The organism is Gymnodinialimonas sp., assembly GCF_059726805.1.
Genome location: NZ_AP041059.1, coordinates 2,739,618 through 2,756,009, shown reverse-complemented (window position 1 = coordinate 2,756,009; position 16,392 = coordinate 2,739,618). Strand labels below are relative to the sequence as shown.

Genomic DNA, 16,392 nt, shown 5'->3' with positions numbered 1-16,392 from the left:
CGATGGGCAAGCCTTTGAACATCCTGATCATCGGCGGCGGCATTGCCGGATGCTGCGCCGCCATCGCGTTGACCCAAGGCGGCCACCGCGTCCGCGTGGTCGAGAAGCAGGAGGCCTGGCGGTTCCAAAGCTCGGGCATCTTCGTTTACGCCAACGGATTGGTCAGCCTGAGTAAACTGGGCCTACTGGACGACATTCTGGCGGCAGGCTTCACCGTGCCCGGCGGGCGCAACGCCTATTTCGACCACACGGGCCATCCAATCGTGGAAACCTTCTACCCCACCGCCGCCGCCGGGAAGATCCCCGCCATTCTCGGCATTAAACGGGCCGAGATGCACCGCGTCATGGCCGCGCGCGTGGCGCGCCTTGGGGTGGCGGTGCACTTGGGCACGACGGTCACGGGGCTGGACGACGGGCCGAAGACCATTGCCGCGACACTATCGGACGGCCGCACGGAAAACGTCGATCTGGTGGTGGCCGCCGATGGCTTGCGCTCTGCCACCCGCGCGATGATCGACATCAATGTCACCCCGCGCTACACGGGCGTCGGCGTGTGGCGCGCGGTGCACAAAAGACCCAAGGACCTGACCGAAAAGATCATGGTAATGGGACCCGCCAAACGCTTCGGCATCATGCCGATCAGCGATGATCTGCTCTATACCTTCGGCACTGTGGCGGAACCTGCGGATGCCTTTTATCCGCCAGCCGATTGGCCCAACTTGATGGCCGCGCGTTTCGCGGAATTCAAAGGCCCCGCCGCGCCGTTTCTGGACGAGCTGAACCCAGTCTCCGAGGTGCTCTATACGGCGGTGGAAGAGGTTGTCTTGCCGCTGCCCTGGCACCGGGGCCGGGTGCAATTGATCGGCGATGCCGCCCATGCCTCGACCCCGTTCATGGGCCAAGGTGGGGCGATGGCGATGCAGGACGCCGTGGTGCTGGCCCAGGCCTTGGACGCCCACGACACGCTGGATGCGGCGCTGACCGCTTTCGGCACCGCGCGGTTCCCGGCCTGTGAATTCGTGCAAAACGTCTCGCGCGCCGTTGGCGAGGCCGGAGCCGCAGAGACGTCGGGCGACGCATCCGCGCGCAACGCCGAGATGCGGCGCACGGCTCAAGGTAAGGTCGATGGGTTCTACAACAGGCTGGCAGAGCTGACGGACCGCACTTACTGAGGCAGCCGCAACCGTCCGGAGACTTCGGCGTCCTCGCGGTCCATCACGCCCATCGTGGCGCCAGCGGTCCAGAGCCCGCCCATGATCTCGGCCCCCGCCAAATCAACCGACCGGTCAACCCGAGCCTCCTGCAGCGTCACATTCGCCATGATCAACGCGCGCGCCAGCGACAGCGACGCGACACGCGCCCCGGCCAAGGACAGCACGCCCTCCAGATGACACCCGTCAAGGCGCACGTCGCCGGCGATCAACCCGTCCGCGCGCAGATCCGTGCGAAAGCGCGCGCGGCTCAGATCGCAAGGCCCTTCAATCCGCGCCCCGCGCAGCCAGGCCAACCCGCGAAACAGCGTGCCGCGCGCGCTGAGCCCACCATTCAACCGGGCAGCGGAGAGGTCAAAGCCGCGCACCTCCAGCCCGTCGAGGACCAGCGGGTCATCCAGCACGACACTGCGCGCGTCCACGTGCTCGCCGTGCCGCCAGGGGCGCTTTAGGTCGTCCAGAAGCGCGTCCGGGGTCATGTGAACACGAAGCCCCGGTTCACCGGCAGGACCTGACCCGCGAGGGTCAGGGCCGCCTCGCTCAACAGAAACGCAACGGTGCCCGCCACATCCTCGGGCGGTTGCGGGCCGGGCACGGCGCGGCCTTGACCGTATTGATCGTGGCGGGCTTGTGGGACGTATTCCGTGCTTTCGGTTGTCAGGATACCCGGCGCGATGGCCGTCACGCCGATGCCGTCCGGACCCAACTCACGCGCCAGCGAGCGGGTCATCGAGATCACCGCGCCTTTGGACGCGACGTAGCTCATCAGGTTCGGCGCGCCCCATAATGCGGTGTCCGAGGCGACATTGACGATCCGGCCTGAGCCCGAGGCGCGCAGGGCTGGGGCGCAGGCCTTGGTCATCAACCAGGTGCCGCGCACGTTGACCTCCATCACCCGGTCCCAGGTCTCGATATCGACATCCTCGAACCCGATACCGCCAATGCCCGTGGCAATCGCGCCATTGTTGAAGAGGCCATGGAGCGGGCCGTCGAGCGCCGCACCAAGGGAGGCGACGCTTTCGGGATCTCGCAGGTCAAGGGGGATGAAATGCGCCGAAAGCGCGTCTGCGACGGCGCGGCCTTCCTCTTCCAAGATATCGGCCAGGCTCAGGCGTGCGCCCGCCTCTGCCAGATGTCGTGCGATGACGGCGCCGAGGCCGCGGGCGGCCCCGGTCAGCAGGATGTGGCGTCCCTCAAGACTGATATGGCTCATTCGGCGGCCACATTCGCGCGGGCATCCTCGGCCTCGATCTGAGCTTTCGCCAGCCGGTTCAAGGCGCGGCGCAGATGCGCCAGCCCGATGTCATGCTGATACAGCATCTCGCGCTTGCGGGCGTCGTCGTCCATGCCTTCCAGCATCACCCGGTCTTGCTCCAACACGTTCCAGTGCCGTTCCTCCAGCCGGGCGCGGAACAGGAAGCGCCAGCTGTCGCGCTCGAACCCCTGCACCTTGCGCATGCGCCAGAAGAACACCTTGCAGCGCTGTGGCCCCATCGGCAGGACGTAGCCCACGATCCGCATGTTGCCGCCCGGGCCAGCGGCGGGCGGGTAGGGGATGTCGAGGTGGCAATACATGCCGCCTTCCGGCGTCTCGAACTCCACCCAATCGAAATTCTCGCCGGTCTGGCCCACACGGGCGACGCGGAAGCCGTCGTCGCGGCGGTCCAACTCCAGCAGGTCCTGTTTGGAGCCGAACGCGAGGGTGAAGCTTTCGGCGTGCAGGTAGCAGCCGTGCATCGGATCGGCGAGGTTGTCGAGCGCATAGCGGTAGTTCACGTCCCACACGGCGGTACAGAGGAAGCCCTCCCATTCTGAATCGCTCAGTTCCGGCGACAGGGGCAGTTCCGGGGGCTCCGTCGCCTCATCGGTGGACATAAAGACAAAGACCGCGTCGCTGTGTTCGGCCACATGGAACGCGCGCAGGGCCTTGCGGCCTTCCATCGGGCAATCGGGCATCGCGGGGACCTGCTGCACGGTGCCGGTGCCGTCCACGACCACGCCGTGATAGCGGCAACCAATGTGCTCGCCATGGATCTCGCCGTAGCTCAGCGGCGCGCCGCGGTGCGGACAGAAATCCTCGATACACTTGATGCTGCCGTCCGACGTGCGCCACATGACGAGCTTCTTGCCCAGGGCCACGACGCCGAAGGGGCGGTCGCCCCGGACCTCCACCGATTTGGCGACCGGATACCATTGATCGCGGACGCCCTCGTTCACGCGGGCCTCGATCCGGGCTCTCATTTCAGGTGTTGTTGCCATGGTATCCTCCCTTCAGGCCCCGAAGCCGTTTTCCTGATACGCCGCGTCCAGATCGGCGTTGAGCGCCTTTAACTCGGCCGCCAGCGTCTCCGCCGTCCAATCCGCCTTGCCGCTGGAGGGGCGGATGACGCCGCGCGCGGCCAAAGCCTCGGCCAGCGCGGCTTCGCCCACAACCCCCTCGGCGTAGATCGCCATGAGTGCGTCGGCGAGGGCGTCTTCGGCCTCGGTCAGCGGACGACCCCGGCCTTGATTTGCCAGCTCTGGCCGACCCGCAGCGCGGGCGGCGGCCATCATTTCCTTGAACGCGTCAGGGCGTGCTGCATTGCTCATACCGCTCACCCCTTCTTGTAGACGGCGCCATCGTCGCCCGACGTGCCGATGACGGTCCAGACGGTCGCGGGGCCGTGGCCGGGGTTGCGCAGGTAATGGGCCTGACCGGCGGGGGTTTTGACCAGATCGCGGGGGCCAAGCTCCACACTTGTTTCCGCGCCATCTTCGCCGACCCAAACGACCTCGATGCTGCCCTCAAGGCAGAGGTACGCGTCTTCCACGGTCCGGGTGAACGGCGCGAGTTTGGCACCCATCGGCAGGCCCCACATTTCCTTGCGGGTGCTGTCGTGCTTCACGGCGCCCGGCGCGTCACCGACGTAGACCTTGCGGGTAAAGCCCGCGTCTTCCCAGATCGTCGGCAATTCCGTGTAGCGCACGACGTAATCGGCCATCAGCTTCTGGATTTCATGGGTGCCACTGCGGTCAAACGGCATCGTGTCGCCGGGCTTGGCCCCAAAGGTGCGCGCGAGTTCTGCCGGATGCTCCTTGGGGTGATAATGATAGACCGGCGGCAGGGGTTTGCCCACGTCGACCGAGATCGACATCATCACCGGCTCTACGCCGTCGACGCGGAAGCCGTGGCCGATCTCTCGGGCGTTCAGGATCATGTCCTTGGGGCCCAGGTTCACCTCCACCACTTCGCCGTGCTTCTCCCAGCCGACGATCAGCGCGCCCGACAGGATCAGGAAGCTTTCCTCGATTTCATGGCTGTGGCAGGCGGCGTAATGGCCCGGTTCCTTGTAGATCAGCGACAGGGTGAAGTTGTCGGCCTTCAGCGTCGAGGGATCGCCCACCTTGGGCGAGCCGCCCGCCCCGATGTAGCGCATCTGGGCGCGCGACAGCTCTTCAAAACCGACGTTTGAGGGAAACGCTTTCCAGTCGAAGGTCTTGTCGACGAAGCGCCCGGTGTGGGCTTTCATCTGGTCGGCAAGGCTGGCTTGGGGATTGGCGGCGATGTTCATGGCGAGGCTCCCGGTATGATTTTGCTTGACCCGAGAGTAGGTCAGATCGTTTCGTTTGGAAGATTTCGTTTTACCGGTGAAACGCAGGCCGAGGACCCATGAGCGAGAAAGACCCCTATGCCGTCCCGGCGCTGGTGCGCGGGCTGGCGCTGTTGCAGAGCTTCACGCCCGAGCGGCCCGAACAGACGATGGCGCAACTGGCAAAAGCGCTTGGCATCACGCGGTCTGCCGTGTTTCGCACCGTGCATACGCTGGTGCAGGAGGGATTCCTGCTGCCCGTGCGCGACGGCAATTATTTCCGCCTTGGCCCGGCGGTCCTGCGGGTCAGCTACGGCTATCTGGCCAGTCGGGAGCTGTTGGAAGTCGCCCAGAAACCGTTGGAGGCGCTGCGCGACGGGCAGGATTGGTCGGGGCATCTGGGGGTGCTGGACGGGCGGCACATCCTGTATCTGATCCGCCTGCCTGCCTCGGACGGCTTGTCCTCGCTGGTCCATGTCGGCAGCCGCTTGCCCGCGACCCTGACGGCCATGGGCCGCGTGCTGCTGACCCAGAAGTCCGAGCCGCAGATCCGCCGATTGCTGGAAGGCCAGCCCAAAGCCGCCGTGGAGAAGGCGATTGCCGCCTGGCAGAAGGACCGCCTGCGCGCTTGCGTCATTCACAACGGCAGTTTTGAGACGGGCCTTTGCAGCGTCGCCGCGCCGATATTCGATATGTCCGGCGATATCATCGCCGCCGTCAGCGCCACGAAACAGACCGAAAGCGTGCCCGCCCGCGTCGAGCGGGAGGTGCTGAAAACGGCTAATATAATCAGCCGGGCGATGGGCTGGAAAGCAGAGGCTTAGGTCCCGAGGATACGCGGCAAGCGCAGCCCGTGCTCGCGTGCGCACGCCACGGCGTCCTCGTAGCCCGCGTCGGCGTGACGCCAGACGCCACTGGCAGGGTCGTTCCACAACACGCGTTCCAATCGCGCGGCGGCCTCGGGCGTGCCGTCGGCGCAGATCACGATGCCGGAATGTTGGCTAAACCCCATGCCGACGCCACCGCCGTGGTGAAGGCTGACCCAAGTGGCCCCGGACGCCGTGTTCACCAGCGCGTTGAGCAGCGGCCAATCGGACACCGCGTCCGAGCCGTCTTTCATCGCCTCCGTCTCGCGGTTGGGCGAGGCGACGGAGCCGCTGTCGAGGTGATCGCGCCCGATGACAACTGGGGCTTTCAGCTCTCCGCTGGCGACCATCTCGTTGAACGCAAGGCCCGCGCGATGTCTGTCGCCCAGGCCGATCCAGCAGATCCGGGCGGGCAGGCCCTGAAACGCGATCCGCTCGCGCGCCATGTCGAGCCAATTGTGCAGATGCGCGTTCTCGGGGAACAATTCCTTCATCTTCGCGTCGGTCTTGTAGATATCCTCCGGGTCGCCCGACAGCGCGCACCAGCGGAACGGACCCACGCCACGACAGAACAACGGGCGGATGTAGGCGGGCACGAAGCCGGGGAAAGCGAAGGCGTTTTCCAGCCCTTCATCCAGGGCTAACTGCCTGATATTGTTGCCATAATCCAGGGTCGGCACACCCGCGTTCCAGAAGTCCACCATGGCGGCGACATGCACTTTCATCGAGGCGCGCGCAGCCGCTTCCACCGCTTTAGGGTCGCTTTCCTGTTTTGACTTCCACTCCGCCAGGCTCCAGCCCTGGGGCAGATACCCGTGCAGCGGATCGTGGGCGCTGGTCTGGTCGGTGACCATATCAGGGCGGACGCCTCGGCGGTAAAGCTCCGGAAACACATCCGCCGCATTGCCCAAAAGACCCACGGACTTCGCCTCTCCGGCCGCGGTCCATTGCGCGATCATCTCCAGCGCTTCATCGAGGGTCTCGGCGCGCTCGTCCAGATACCGGGTGCGCAGGCGGAAATCGATGCTGTCAGGGTTGCACTCCACCGCTAGACAACAGGCGCCGGCCATGACAGCGGCCAAGGGCTGCGCACCGCCCATGCCGCCAAGCCCGCCGGTCAGGATCCACTTGCCCGTCAGGTCGCCGCCATAATGCTGTCGGCCCGCCTCGGCAAAGGTCTCATAGGTGCCCTGCACGATGCCCTGCGTCCCGATGTAGATCCACGAGCCCGCCGTCATCTGCCCGTACATGGCGAGGCCTTTTTTATCGAGCTCGTTGAAGTGATCCCAGGTCGCCCAATGGGGCACGAGGTTCGAGTTTGCGATCAGCACGCGGGGCGCGTCGGCATGGGTGCGCACAATGGCGATGGGCTTGCCCGATTGCACCACCAGCGTCTCGTCCCCTTCCAGATCCTTGAGGCTGGCGACGATGCTGTCGAAATCCGCCCAGGTGCGCGCCGCCCGCCCGATGCCGCCGTAGACGACCAGCTCGTGCGGGTTCTCGGCAACATCGGGGTGCAGGTTGTTCATCAGCATCCGCATCGCGGCCTCGGTCTGCCAGCTTTTCGCGGTCAACTCGGGGCCGGTGGGCGGATAAATATCGCGGGTGTTCTTGCGCGGATCGGTCAATGGGGCCTCCAGTCAGACAGCGTTGTGAGGATGGTTTTCAGGGGAGCGCGCAGGGCGCGGGCGCGGTCCTTTGCATAGGTCCAGGGCGAGGCCTCTTGCATGTAGGTGGATTGCGCCAGCTCCATCTGGATCGCGTGGACGCCTTGGGCGGGCTGGCCGTAGTGGCGCGTGGTCCAGCCGCCCTTGAAACGTCCGTTCAGCACGCTGGTGTAGCCCTGGGTACCTTGGCAGATGCGGTGAACGGCCTCCGTGATTTCTGGCGCGCAGGTTGTGCCCTTGTTGGTGCCGATGTTGAAATCGGGCAGGGTGCCGTCAAAGAGGAACGGGATCTGCGAGCGGATCGAGTGACAATCGTACAAGATCGCAAAGCCGTAGCGGGCTTTGACGCGCGCCAGTTCAGCGCTCAGCGCCGCGTGATAGGGCGCGTGGTAGGTGGCGCTGCGCCGCGCGATCTCGGCGGTGTCAGGCGCTTCGCCCTCCCGGTAGATCGGCACGCCATCGAAATCCGTCAGCGGGCAGAGCCCTGTGGTGTTCTGGCCGGGATAAAGGCTGTGCCCCGCAGGGTCGCGATTGACGTCGATCACATAGCGATGGACCGTCGTGCGCACGGTGCTGACACCGTCCACAAGTCCCGCGTAGAGGTCATGGATATGCCAATCGGTGTCGGCCATCGCCCGGCCCGTGTCGTTCAGGCGCGCGAGGCAATCGTCAGGGATATGCGTGCCGGTATGGGGCAGGCCCAAAACCAGCGGGCTATCGCCCCGGATAACCTCGATCAGGCTCATAAAGACATCTCCACGCCCGCTGCCCGGGCGAGACTATCATCGACAATGCAGCCCGCTGCCGCCTGGATATCTGGCGCCAGGTAGCGATCTTGCTGTAACGTTGGCACCACCGCGCGCAGGGTCGCTATGGCGGCTTGCAACGGGGCGGAGGTCAAGAGCGGCGCGCGTTGTTGCACGCCCTGGGCGGCGCACATCGCCTCCACCCCGAGGATCACCGACAGGTTCGCCGTCATCCGCCGCAACCGCCGCGCGCCGTGGGCGGCCATGCTGACGTGGTCTTCCTGATTGGCCGAGGTCGGCGTGCTGTCAGTGGAGCACGGGTTGGCCAGATGCTTGTTCTCGCTCATTAGCGCGGCCGTCGTGACCTCGGCGATCATCAGGCCCGAGTTCAGGCCCGGATCGGGTGTCAGGAACGGCGGCAGATCGAACGACAACGTCGGGTCGACCATCAGCGCCACGCGGCGCTGCGCGATGGCGCCGATCTCGGCCAGCGCGAGGGCGATCTGATCGGCGGCGAAGGCGACAGGCTCGGCGTGAAAATTGCCGCCCGACAGGATTTCGGCGGTCTCGGTGATTACTAGGGGGTTGTCCGTCACGGCGTTGGCCTCAACCTCCAGCGTCTTGCCGGCGAAACGCAACAGGTCCAGCGCGGCGCCCGTGACCTGGGGCTGACAGCGGATGCAATAGGGGTCCTGCACCCGCGTGTCGCCGTCACGATGGCTTTCGCGGATCACGCTGCCGTCCAGCAAGCGGGACATCTGCGCGGCGACCTCAATCTGCCCGCCGTGCCCGCGCAAGGCATGAATGGCGGGGTTGAGCGGCGCGGTCGATCCCATGATCGCGTCCGTCGACATCGCCGAGGTCACCACCGCCGCCCGTGCCGCGCGCCAGCCCTCAAAAAGCCCTTCCAATGCGCAGGCGGTGGAGAATTGCGTGCCATTGATCAGCGCCAGGCCTTCCTTGGGTCCCAGCACAACCGGAGCCAGCCCGGCCTTTTCCAACGCGGCACCGCCCCCCATGACCACGCCGCCCAAGGTCGCCTCGCCTGCGCCGATCATCACTGCGGCCATATGGGCAAGCGGCGCCAGATCGCCCGAGGCCCCGACAGATCCCTGCACCGGGATCACTGGCATGATACCGCGCGTCAGCATCGCCTCGATCAACGCGCAAATCTCCCACCGCACGCCCGAGGCACCGCGCCCCAGCGACAGCAGTTTCAATGCCATCATTAGGCGGACGGTTGGGGCCTCCAACGGTTCACCCACGCCGCAGCAATGGGACAGGATCAAGTTGCGCTGAAGGGTTGCCGTGTCATGGGGCGCGATGCGCACTGAGGCGAGTTTGCCGAAGCCCGTGTTCACGCCGTAAACCGGATCCGCCCCGCGCGAGGCCGCCGCGATGATCGCGGCAGAGGCCTGAACCGAGCTATGGGCGGCAGGGTCCAGCTGAACCGGGCCGTCCCCGCGCCAGAGGGTTTCCAACTCGGCCAGTGTGGTGGTGCCGGGGCGCAGGATCTGGGTCATGGGGTGCCTTTGAAGATGCGCGCGTGCAGGGGGTTGATGGCGATACCGTAAGACAGCTCCGCCGGATCATGGACGTTCCAGACGGCAAGATCGGCGCGCATCCCCGGGGCGATCACGCCGCAATCGCTCAGGCCCAAGGCACGCGCGGCGTTGCGCGTGGTGCCTGCCAGCGCCTCTGCCGGGGTCAAGCGGAACAGCGTGCAGGCCATGTTCATCGCCAGAAGCAGCGAGCCAAGCGGGGAGGACCCGGGGTTCCAATCCGTGCCCACGGCCATCGCAACGCCGTGGTCGCGGAACGGCTGGACCGGGGGCGCCTGGGTCTCGTGGATCGTGTAGAATGCGCCGGGCAGCAACACCGCAACGGTGTTTGCGGCGGCAAGGGCGGCGGCGTCTGCCTCATTCGCGTATTCGACGTGGTCAGCCGAGAGGGCGTTGTAGCGCGCGGCGAGCGCCGTGCCGCCGATGTGGCTAAGCTGCTCGGCATGGAGTTTGACGGGCAGGCCCAGGGCTTGGGCCTTGTCAAAGACGCGGGCGATCTGCGCGGTGTCAAAGGCGATCCCTTCGCAGAAGCCATCAACGGCATCGACGAGGCCCTCGCCATGGGCGGCCTCAAGCGTGGGCAGGCAAATGGTGTCGATGTAGGTGTCGGGGTCCATGCCATCAGGCACCGCATGGGCACCGAGAAAGCTGGTGACAATGCGAACGGGGCGCGCGCGGCCAAGCCCACGGGCGGTGCGCAGCATCTTCAACTCGGTCTCCAGGTCCAGGCCGTAGCCCGATTTCACCTCTATCACCCCAACGCCCTGGGCGATCAGCGCATCGACGCGGGGCAGGGCGCTTTCCATCAGCGCGGCCTCACTTGCGCCGCGCGTTGCGGCAACGGTCGACACGATCCCGCCGCCTGCGCGCGCGACCTCTTCGTAGCTGGCGCCGTTCAGCCGCATCTCAAATTCGCGCGCGCGGTTGCCGCCGTGGACGATATGCGTGTGACAATCGATCAGCGCCGGGGTCACAAGACGACCGCCATAGGATGTGCGCTTCTGCCGGGCATAGGCGGGCGGCAGGGCGAGGGCCGGGCCGACCCATTCGATCACCCCGTCGGCCACGACAATCGCGGCATCGCGCGTCAGCCCGTAATCGCCGGCATCTTGCACCATCGTCGCAACATGGAGATCGGTGAGGACTTCGGGCGCGCTCATCAAGGTTCCTTGCAATAGGCCTACATAAAATGAATATGTAGATACTTAATAAAGGTCAACGGAGTCGTTCTGGTGCAGGTCATCCATGCAAAACAGGCGCTTACCCCTGCGGGCTGGCAACGCGATCTGGAGGTCGTGATTGACGCCTCGGGTCGAATCGCCAGCGCCGGTGTGCCGCGCCAGACGCCGACGCAGGTGGTTCCGCTGCTTCTGCCCGCACCGCTCAATCTGCACAGCCACGCGTTTCAGCGCGCCATGGCCGGGTTGACCGAGGCACGCGGCCCCGATCCCCGCGACAGTTTCTGGAGCTGGCGGCGGCTGATGTACAAATTCCTCGACCAACTCACGCCCGAGCAGGTGGAGGCGATTGCCGCACAGGTCTTCATGGAGATGCTGGAGGCGGGATACGGCGCGGTCGCCGAGTTCCACTACCTGCACCACGGCATGGGCGGCGCGCCTTATGACACTTTGGCCGAGATGTCCGAGCGGATCGTCTCGGCGGCGGGGCAGGCGGGCATTGGGCTGACGTTGCTGCCGGTGCACTACCAGCTCGGCGGTTGCGATCTGCGGCCTTTGAGGGGCGGGCAGGCGCGCTTTGGCAACGACGTGGATCGGTTTCTGAGGCTCCACGCCGATGCGACCGCATTGATCGCCGCAGGCCCCGAGGACTACGCCGCGGGCCTCGCGCCGCATTCCTTGCGCGCCGTTGACCCGGCGGGGTTGAGCGCGGTGCTGGCACAGGCCACGTCCGGCCCGATCCACATGCACCTGGCCGAGCAGGTAGCAGAAGTGGACGAAGTGCAGGCCCATTTGGGCGCGCGCCCGGCGGAGTGGCTCTTGGCCAACCACGCCGTGGACGCGCGCTGGTGCCTGATCCACTGCACTCAGATGACGGCGGATGAGACCATGGCGCTCGCCGCGACCGGCGCTGTGGCGGGCCTTTGCCCCCTGACAGAGGCGAACCTGGGCGATGGCATATTCAACGCCACGCGGTTTCTGGAGCATGGCGGCACCCTCGGTTTCGGCTCGGACTCCAACGTCCATATCTCCCTCTTCGAGGAGTTGAAGACGCTGGAATACTCGCAACGTCTGCGCGATCTGTCGCGTGCCGCTTTGGCGAGCCAAAGCCGCTCGACCGGGCGGGTGCTCTTCGACGCGGCGACAATGGGCGGCGCGCAGGCGGGCGGGCGCGCGGACGGGCGGATTGAGGGTGGGGCCTGGGCCGATCTGATCGGGCTCGACGACGACAACCCATGGCTCTGCAACCGTGACGGCGACGCATTGCTCGATAGTCTTATCTTCGGGGGCCACGGGCAGGCCTGCGTCCGCGATGTCTGGAGTGCGGGGCGCCATGTGGTTACCGAGGGACGCCATATTCGCCACGACGAGATTACCCGCAATTTCATCGCGACCCTGCAGCAGTTGGAGACCCGTATTTGACCACGCAAACCCGCCTTTCCTGGACCGATGTGCGCGACCAGATGCGCGCGCGCATCCTCGACCGCACCTACGCGCCCGGCGACAAGCTGCCGCGCGATGAAGACATCGCAGCGGATCTGGGCTGTGCGCGCGCGACAGTTCACCGCGCCATGCAGGAACTGGCGCAGGCCGGGCTGGTGGAGCGCAAGCGCAAAGGCGGCACCCAGGTGCGGGCAAACCCCGTCACCCGCGCCACGTTCGAGATCCCGGTGACCCGGCTGGAGGTCGAAGCGCGCGGCGCGCGGTATGGCTACCAGTTGATCCGCAGGAAAATAGCCGATGCGCCGCCGCCGATCCTGGCGCGGTTCGGCCTGCAACACCCCGCGCAGATGCTGCACGTCAAGGCGCTGCATCTAGCCGACAACCGACCCTATATCTTCGAGGATCGTTGGGTCGACACGACGTCCAACCCCGACGTCCTAGACGTTGATCTCAGCATTCAAAGCGCCAACGAATGGCTGGTCCACAACAAGCCCTACAGCCGCGTCGACGTGCGCTTCTACGCGGTCAATGCGAAGGGTGAGAGCGCCGAGCATTTGGCCACACCCCCCGGCAGCGCGCTTCTGGTGATCGAGCGGACGACCTGGAACGGCGACGACCCGATCACCACCGTGCAATCCGTGGCGGCCCCGGGGTATCAGGTATCGGCGCAGAATTAGCCGGGGAACGGTGCGCGTCCGAGACAGGCGATCAACGCCATCGCGACCGCGCGCCCGTTCCCAACAGCCCTTTACTGCGCGGCCACAGCCGCCGCCTTCGGGTCTTCCTCGCCAAACCCAAGCGGCACAGGCAAATCCGGCAAGCCCGCCGCGCGCTTTTTCAAGGCGCGCCCGATGACGACGCGGCTGATCTCGGTCGTGCCGTCAACGATCCGTAGCATCTGCGCCAGCCGCGACAGGCGGTCGAGCCCGTAGGGCTTCAACAGCCCCATGCCGCCCAACACTTGCGTGCAGGTGTTTGCGGCCTTCACGGCAGCATCAGGAACGAAGCGCTTGGCGTGGGCCGCCATCAGCGGCCCCTCCGGCGTTCCCAGGGCCGCGGCAGCCTTCTTGTACAACAACCGAGACACTTCCAGATCCGTTGCCACGTCCCCCAGCATCCACTGGATGCCGTCCAGATCCAGGTTCCGCCCGCCAAACATCTTGCGGTTCTTGGCGTAGGCAAGCGCCGTATCCAACGCCGATTGCATCAACCCGCAGCAGCCCGATGCGATGGAAACCCGCGCGATATCAATCGCCATGAGCGAGCCTTGCAGGCCCTGGCCCACGGGCAGGATGATGTTGTCCTCGCTGACCACGACGCCGTCCATATACATCTCGGACATCGGCAGGAAATTGTAGGAAGGCGTGTCATACATCGGACCAAAGCTGAGGCCCGGCGCGTCGGCGGGAATGGCGATCATCGCCATGTCCTTGTGGCCGGGCGCGTCGGTGGTTTTCACCACGGTGAAGTAGACGTCTGCCTCGCCTGCCAGGCTGACCCAGGCCTTGGCACCGCTGATCGTCCAGGTGCCGTCGCCGTTGATCGTGGCGCGCGAATACATGTTGGTCGCGTCCGAGCCCGACTGCGGCTCGGTCAGGGCGAAGTTCGCCAGTTTGCGGCCCGAGGTCAGGTCCCGCGCCCAAGTTTCCTTGAACGCCTCCGTGCCGTAGCCGCAGCCCGCAAAGGTGCAGATGTTGTGCATCGACAGCGCGAAGGCGTAGGCGCCATCGCCCGTGCCCAATTGCTCATAGACCTGAATGCCTTCCGACAGGGGCAAGCCCTGACCGCCGAATTCCTCTGGCGCATAAAGGCCCATGAGGCCCGCCGCGCCCGCCTGATCAGACGCCGCGCGGGGCCAGCTGCGCGCCGCGTTCCAGGCATCGATGTTGGGGGTGATCACCTGTTCGGCGTGATCGCGGGCGGCTTGCAGGAGGGTGGCGAGCTTATCGGTCATCGAAGGGTCCTTTCGGGACAAATACTATCAGAAAGCGCCACGACGCGGCGGTGGCGGATGAAAACCGCAGGGGTCTCTGTCGTCGTGGGTACACGTTTAGCCAAGGAAATAAAGAAACAGCGCGAGGCGCTCCATCTCAGGGCATGACAATAGATTGTCCGAAAGTGACAAACGTCACGTCTGCGCGCGCCGGTACGACCGCGGCGTGCTGCCGGTCCAGCGGGTGAAGGCGCGGTGGAAATTGGCAGCTGATGAAAAGCCCACGTCCAGCGCGATGGCCTCCACGCTTTTGCGCCCCGCTTGCAGATCACGGATCGCGATATCGCGGCGCAGCGCATCCTTGATTGCCTGAAACGACGTGCCGTCGGCCTCCAGCCGTCGGATCAACGTGCGCGGCGTCATGTTCATCGCGCGCGCAGCCTCCGTCAGTGTCGCCTTGTCCCAGTCCGTTTGGCCAAGGTAGGTGCGCAGGCGCAGCGATTGGGTGTGTTCGCGCGAGCGGGTGAAGATCCAGTCTCGCGGGGCATTCTGCAGGAAATGGTCGAGGTCTGCGGTGCTGCGCGCCTCCACCGGCCCCAGAGAGCGCGGATCGAACGCGATGGCCGTCGCGGGCGCGCCAAACTGCAGCGGGGCCGGGAAAATGACGGCGTAATCCTGATCATAGGCGGGTCGCGCAAAGGCGAAGTCCACGGCCCTCACCGGCACCTCATGGCCCGCAAGCCAGGACAACAGGCCGTGGGCCAGCTTGAGGATCAGCATATGCCCGAACGGCCGCACCGGCGCGTCCCCCCGCGGGGCCAGCGTCAGCACCAGGGCGCTTTCGGTCTCCGACAGCTCAAACTGATACTCATCAAGCAGCAGGTTCCAGAAGGTCGAAAACCGATAGAGCGCCGACGGCAGGCTCGTCGCCTCGCGCACCGAGGTCAGCAGATGCTGCAGGGCGCGCGGCCTGATCGGTCTGCTCCACAGCCCCATCATCTCATCGCCCGTCTCCACAGCCGCGAGTTGATAGAGCCCCACGATCTGGTCCAGCGTGACGCGGCTGTTGGGCTCTGCGATCAGGCCAGAACGCGCCATCAGTGACGCCATCTGTGCGTCTGAGCACAGGCTGCGTAGCGCCGCCAACCAGTCGTCAATGAACTGGCTGGAGACGGTGGACAGGATCGTTTGCGGCGCGGCGTTCATCGACGAAGGCGTAGCATCGAATAGGACGGCGCAGAAAGACCGTGTCTTACACCGCGATGGGTGCGCCGCGCGCATGGCGCGCGCGGTAGCTGCGCGGGGTGGTGCCGTATTGCTGGCGGAACAGGCGGTGGAAGTAGCTGAGGTTATCAATGCCGACTTCCTCGGCCACGGAGGATACGGGCCGCGAGGTGCCTGCCAGCAGCATCGCCGCGTGCTGGATGCGGATGCGATTGACGTATTGCGTCGGCGATAGGCCCAGATGATGGCGCGCGGCGCGGCAAACATGCTCATGACTGCGGCCTGCCACCTCGATGAAGCCGATGGAGCCACGCCGAAACACCCGAGGGTCGCGCGCGGCATGGGCAGCGCGGATCAGCCATCCGGGCGCGCGCGCCTCGGCAAGCGCTGTGGCGTCGAGCACATGGGTCATGATCGACAGCAGAAAATGCTCGATCTTGGCGAGGCTGCGGTGGCTGGTCTGCAGCGTCAGCATCGCGTTGACGGCCCGCTCGCGCTGGGGCCCGGCCAGCCGAATGCTGTCGGGAAACTCGCTTTGGGACCAGAAGAACCGGCCCGCCATATCGTCACCATACCGCTGCCTAAGGTGGTCGGCGGTGGACTGGCGAAACATCACGTTGAGGATCCGGCCCCCACTGCCGGGCACGGCTTGCAGCGCGTGACGGTCGCCGGGGCGCATGAACACCAATTGGCCCACGTCCAGACGCTCTTCCAATCCGTTGATCCAATGGTGCAAACGGCCATGTTCGACCAGAAACAGCTCATAGTAATCATGGCTGTGTTCAACCAGCGGCGGGGCCTCGGGCAGATCCTTGCGAGCGAAATGAAACGCATCATCGGGCCCGATATACGTATCAATTCTGAGCACCTTTTGAGGTAATCTCATGCGTCATAGGCCTTTCTTCAGGCGGTTTTGGCTCAACAAAAGTCAACACAGTACATGTTATTGTCAACGCCGGGTCTGCGCTGGGGCGGGAAGTTGCGCAATTCTGG

Annotated in this window: 16 protein-coding genes; 4 read left to right on the top strand and 12 right to left on the bottom strand. The window is 65.5% G+C overall.

Translation table 11 applies throughout. The annotated features are described in order from the left end of the window. Positions 1-2: 2 nt before the first annotated feature. Positions 3-1,172 carry an FAD-dependent oxidoreductase gene (locus tag AC6I9R_RS13375; protein WP_461426062.1) on the top strand — a complete coding sequence of 390 codons (1,170 nt, stop codon included), beginning with the start codon at positions 3-5 and terminating at the stop codon, positions 1,170-1,172. On the opposite strand, the gene AC6I9R_RS13370 is transcribed toward AC6I9R_RS13375, so the two are convergent. Genes AC6I9R_RS13370 through AC6I9R_RS13350 form a run of 5 tightly spaced genes read right to left on the bottom strand, consistent with a single transcriptional unit; the run spans position 1,166 to position 4,762 of the window. Then, positions 1,166-1,690: a pentapeptide repeat-containing protein gene (locus AC6I9R_RS13370; protein WP_461426061.1), complete on the bottom strand. Its 525-nt coding sequence runs from the start codon at positions 1,688-1,690 to the stop codon at positions 1,166-1,168. The two genes, AC6I9R_RS13375 and AC6I9R_RS13370, sit on opposite strands and share 7 nt — an antisense overlap. Next, on the bottom strand, positions 1,687-2,424 hold the full coding sequence (locus tag AC6I9R_RS13365) for an SDR family oxidoreductase (RefSeq protein WP_461426060.1): 738 nt from the start codon (positions 2,422-2,424) through the stop codon (positions 1,687-1,689). Before AC6I9R_RS13365 ends, AC6I9R_RS13370 begins: the two co-directional genes overlap by 4 nt. Next, positions 2,421-3,452, bottom strand: a complete 1,032-nt coding sequence (locus tag AC6I9R_RS13360; RefSeq protein WP_497862954.1) for a Rieske 2Fe-2S domain-containing protein — start codon at positions 3,450-3,452, stop codon at positions 2,421-2,423. Before AC6I9R_RS13360 ends, AC6I9R_RS13365 begins: the two co-directional genes overlap by 4 nt. A gap of 30 nt (positions 3,453-3,482) precedes the next feature. After that, a complete protein-coding gene (locus tag AC6I9R_RS13355) occupies positions 3,483-3,800 on the bottom strand; it encodes a recombinase-like helix-turn-helix domain-containing protein (RefSeq protein ID WP_461426058.1) in 318 nt (105 codons plus the stop codon). Positions 3,801-3,805: 5 nt separating this feature from the next. Next, positions 3,806-4,762, bottom strand: coding sequence for a cupin domain-containing protein (locus AC6I9R_RS13350; protein WP_461426057.1), 957 nt, complete (start codon positions 4,760-4,762; stop codon positions 3,806-3,808). 98 nt (positions 4,763-4,860) lie between these two features. Here AC6I9R_RS13350 and AC6I9R_RS13345 point away from each other — a divergent pair, with 98 nt between their 5' ends. Next, complete coding sequence (locus AC6I9R_RS13345) at positions 4,861-5,604, top strand: IclR family transcriptional regulator (protein ID WP_461426056.1); 744 nt, start codon at positions 4,861-4,863, stop codon at positions 5,602-5,604. Here AC6I9R_RS13345 and hutU read toward each other — a convergent pair. Genes hutU through hutI form a run of 4 tightly spaced genes read right to left on the bottom strand, consistent with a single transcriptional unit; the run spans position 5,601 to position 10,781 of the window. Then, positions 5,601-7,274 (bottom strand): urocanate hydratase, encoded by a 1,674-nt coding sequence (hutU, locus tag AC6I9R_RS13340; protein WP_461426055.1) that lies wholly within the window; start codon positions 7,272-7,274, stop codon positions 5,601-5,603. The genes AC6I9R_RS13345 and hutU overlap by 4 nt on opposite strands. Further along, entirely contained in the window at positions 7,271-8,053 is a 783-nt protein-coding gene (gene hutG / locus AC6I9R_RS13335; protein ID WP_461426619.1) for an N-formylglutamate deformylase, read from the bottom strand. The genes hutU and hutG overlap by 4 nt, the downstream gene beginning before the upstream one ends. Positions 8,054-8,055: 2 nt before the next feature. Beyond that, the gene (gene hutH / locus AC6I9R_RS13330) at positions 8,056-9,582 is read right to left on the bottom strand and encodes a histidine ammonia-lyase (RefSeq protein WP_461426054.1); all 1,527 of its coding nucleotides are present in this window, start codon (positions 9,580-9,582) and stop codon (positions 8,056-8,058) included. Continuing rightward, entirely contained in the window at positions 9,579-10,781 is a 1,203-nt protein-coding gene (gene hutI, locus AC6I9R_RS13325; protein WP_461426053.1) for an imidazolonepropionase, read from the bottom strand. Before hutI ends, hutH begins: the two co-directional genes overlap by 4 nt. A gap of 72 nt (positions 10,782-10,853) precedes the next feature. On the opposite strand from hutI, the gene AC6I9R_RS13320 reads away from it, so the two are divergent. Both AC6I9R_RS13320 and hutC read left to right on the top strand, forming a co-directional pair. Next, entirely contained in the window at positions 10,854-12,221 is a 1,368-nt protein-coding gene (locus AC6I9R_RS13320) for a formimidoylglutamate deiminase (protein WP_461426052.1), read from the top strand. Continuing rightward, positions 12,218-12,919, top strand: coding sequence for a histidine utilization transcriptional repressor HutC (hutC, locus tag AC6I9R_RS13315; RefSeq protein WP_461426051.1), 702 nt, complete (start codon positions 12,218-12,220; stop codon positions 12,917-12,919). Before AC6I9R_RS13320 ends, hutC begins: the two co-directional genes overlap by 4 nt. Positions 12,920-12,990: 71 nt before the next feature. Here the strand turns inward: hutC and AC6I9R_RS13310 are convergent, their stop codons facing one another. The 3 genes from AC6I9R_RS13310 to AC6I9R_RS13300 all read right to left on the bottom strand — a co-directional run bounded on the left by AC6I9R_RS13310 (position 12,991) and on the right by AC6I9R_RS13300 (position 16,285). Further along, positions 12,991-14,196, bottom strand: a complete 1,206-nt coding sequence (locus AC6I9R_RS13310; RefSeq protein WP_461426050.1) for an acyl-CoA dehydrogenase family protein — start codon at positions 14,194-14,196, stop codon at positions 12,991-12,993. 174 nt (positions 14,197-14,370) lie between these two features. Then, positions 14,371-15,381, bottom strand: a complete 1,011-nt coding sequence (locus tag AC6I9R_RS13305; protein ID WP_461426049.1) for an AraC family transcriptional regulator — start codon at positions 15,379-15,381, stop codon at positions 14,371-14,373. A 46-nt stretch (positions 15,382-15,427) separates the two neighbouring features. Continuing rightward, entirely contained in the window at positions 15,428-16,285 is an 858-nt protein-coding gene (locus AC6I9R_RS13300; protein WP_461426048.1) for a helix-turn-helix transcriptional regulator, read from the bottom strand. Between the last annotated feature and the right edge of the window lie 107 nt (positions 16,286-16,392).

Bases quoted from the DNA above. Each gene is read 5' to 3' on its own strand.
- AC6I9R_RS13345 (WP_461426056.1), top strand. From the start codon at position 4,861: ATGAGCGAGAAAGACCCCTATGCCGTCCCGGCGCTGGTGCGCGGGCTG.
- AC6I9R_RS13310 (WP_461426050.1), bottom strand. From the start codon at position 14,196: ATGACCGATAAGCTCGCCACCCTCCTGCAAGCCGCCCGCGATCACGCC.
- AC6I9R_RS13365 (WP_461426060.1), bottom strand. From the start codon at position 2,424: ATGAGCCATATCAGTCTTGAGGGACGCCACATCCTGCTGACCGGGGCC.
- AC6I9R_RS13305 (WP_461426049.1), bottom strand. From the start codon at position 15,381: ATGAACGCCGCGCCGCAAACGATCCTGTCCACCGTCTCCAGCCAGTTC.
- AC6I9R_RS13375 (WP_461426062.1), top strand. From the start codon at position 3: ATGGGCAAGCCTTTGAACATCCTGATCATCGGCGGCGGCATTGCCGGA.
- AC6I9R_RS13300 (WP_461426048.1), bottom strand. From the start codon at position 16,285: ATGAGATTACCTCAAAAGGTGCTCAGAATTGATACGTATATCGGGCCC.
- AC6I9R_RS13360 (WP_497862954.1), bottom strand. From the start codon at position 3,452: ATGAGAGCCCGGATCGAGGCCCGCGTGAACGAGGGCGTCCGCGATCAA.
- AC6I9R_RS13350 (WP_461426057.1), bottom strand. From the start codon at position 4,762: ATGAACATCGCCGCCAATCCCCAAGCCAGCCTTGCCGACCAGATGAAA.
- AC6I9R_RS13355 (WP_461426058.1), bottom strand. From the start codon at position 3,800: ATGAGCAATGCAGCACGCCCTGACGCGTTCAAGGAAATGATGGCCGCC.
- AC6I9R_RS13370 (WP_461426061.1), bottom strand. From the start codon at position 1,690: ATGACCCCGGACGCGCTTCTGGACGACCTAAAGCGCCCCTGGCGGCAC.
- hutI (WP_461426053.1), bottom strand. From the start codon at position 10,781: ATGAGCGCGCCCGAAGTCCTCACCGATCTCCATGTTGCGACGATGGTG.
- hutH (WP_461426054.1), bottom strand. From the start codon at position 9,582: ATGACCCAGATCCTGCGCCCCGGCACCACCACACTGGCCGAGTTGGAA.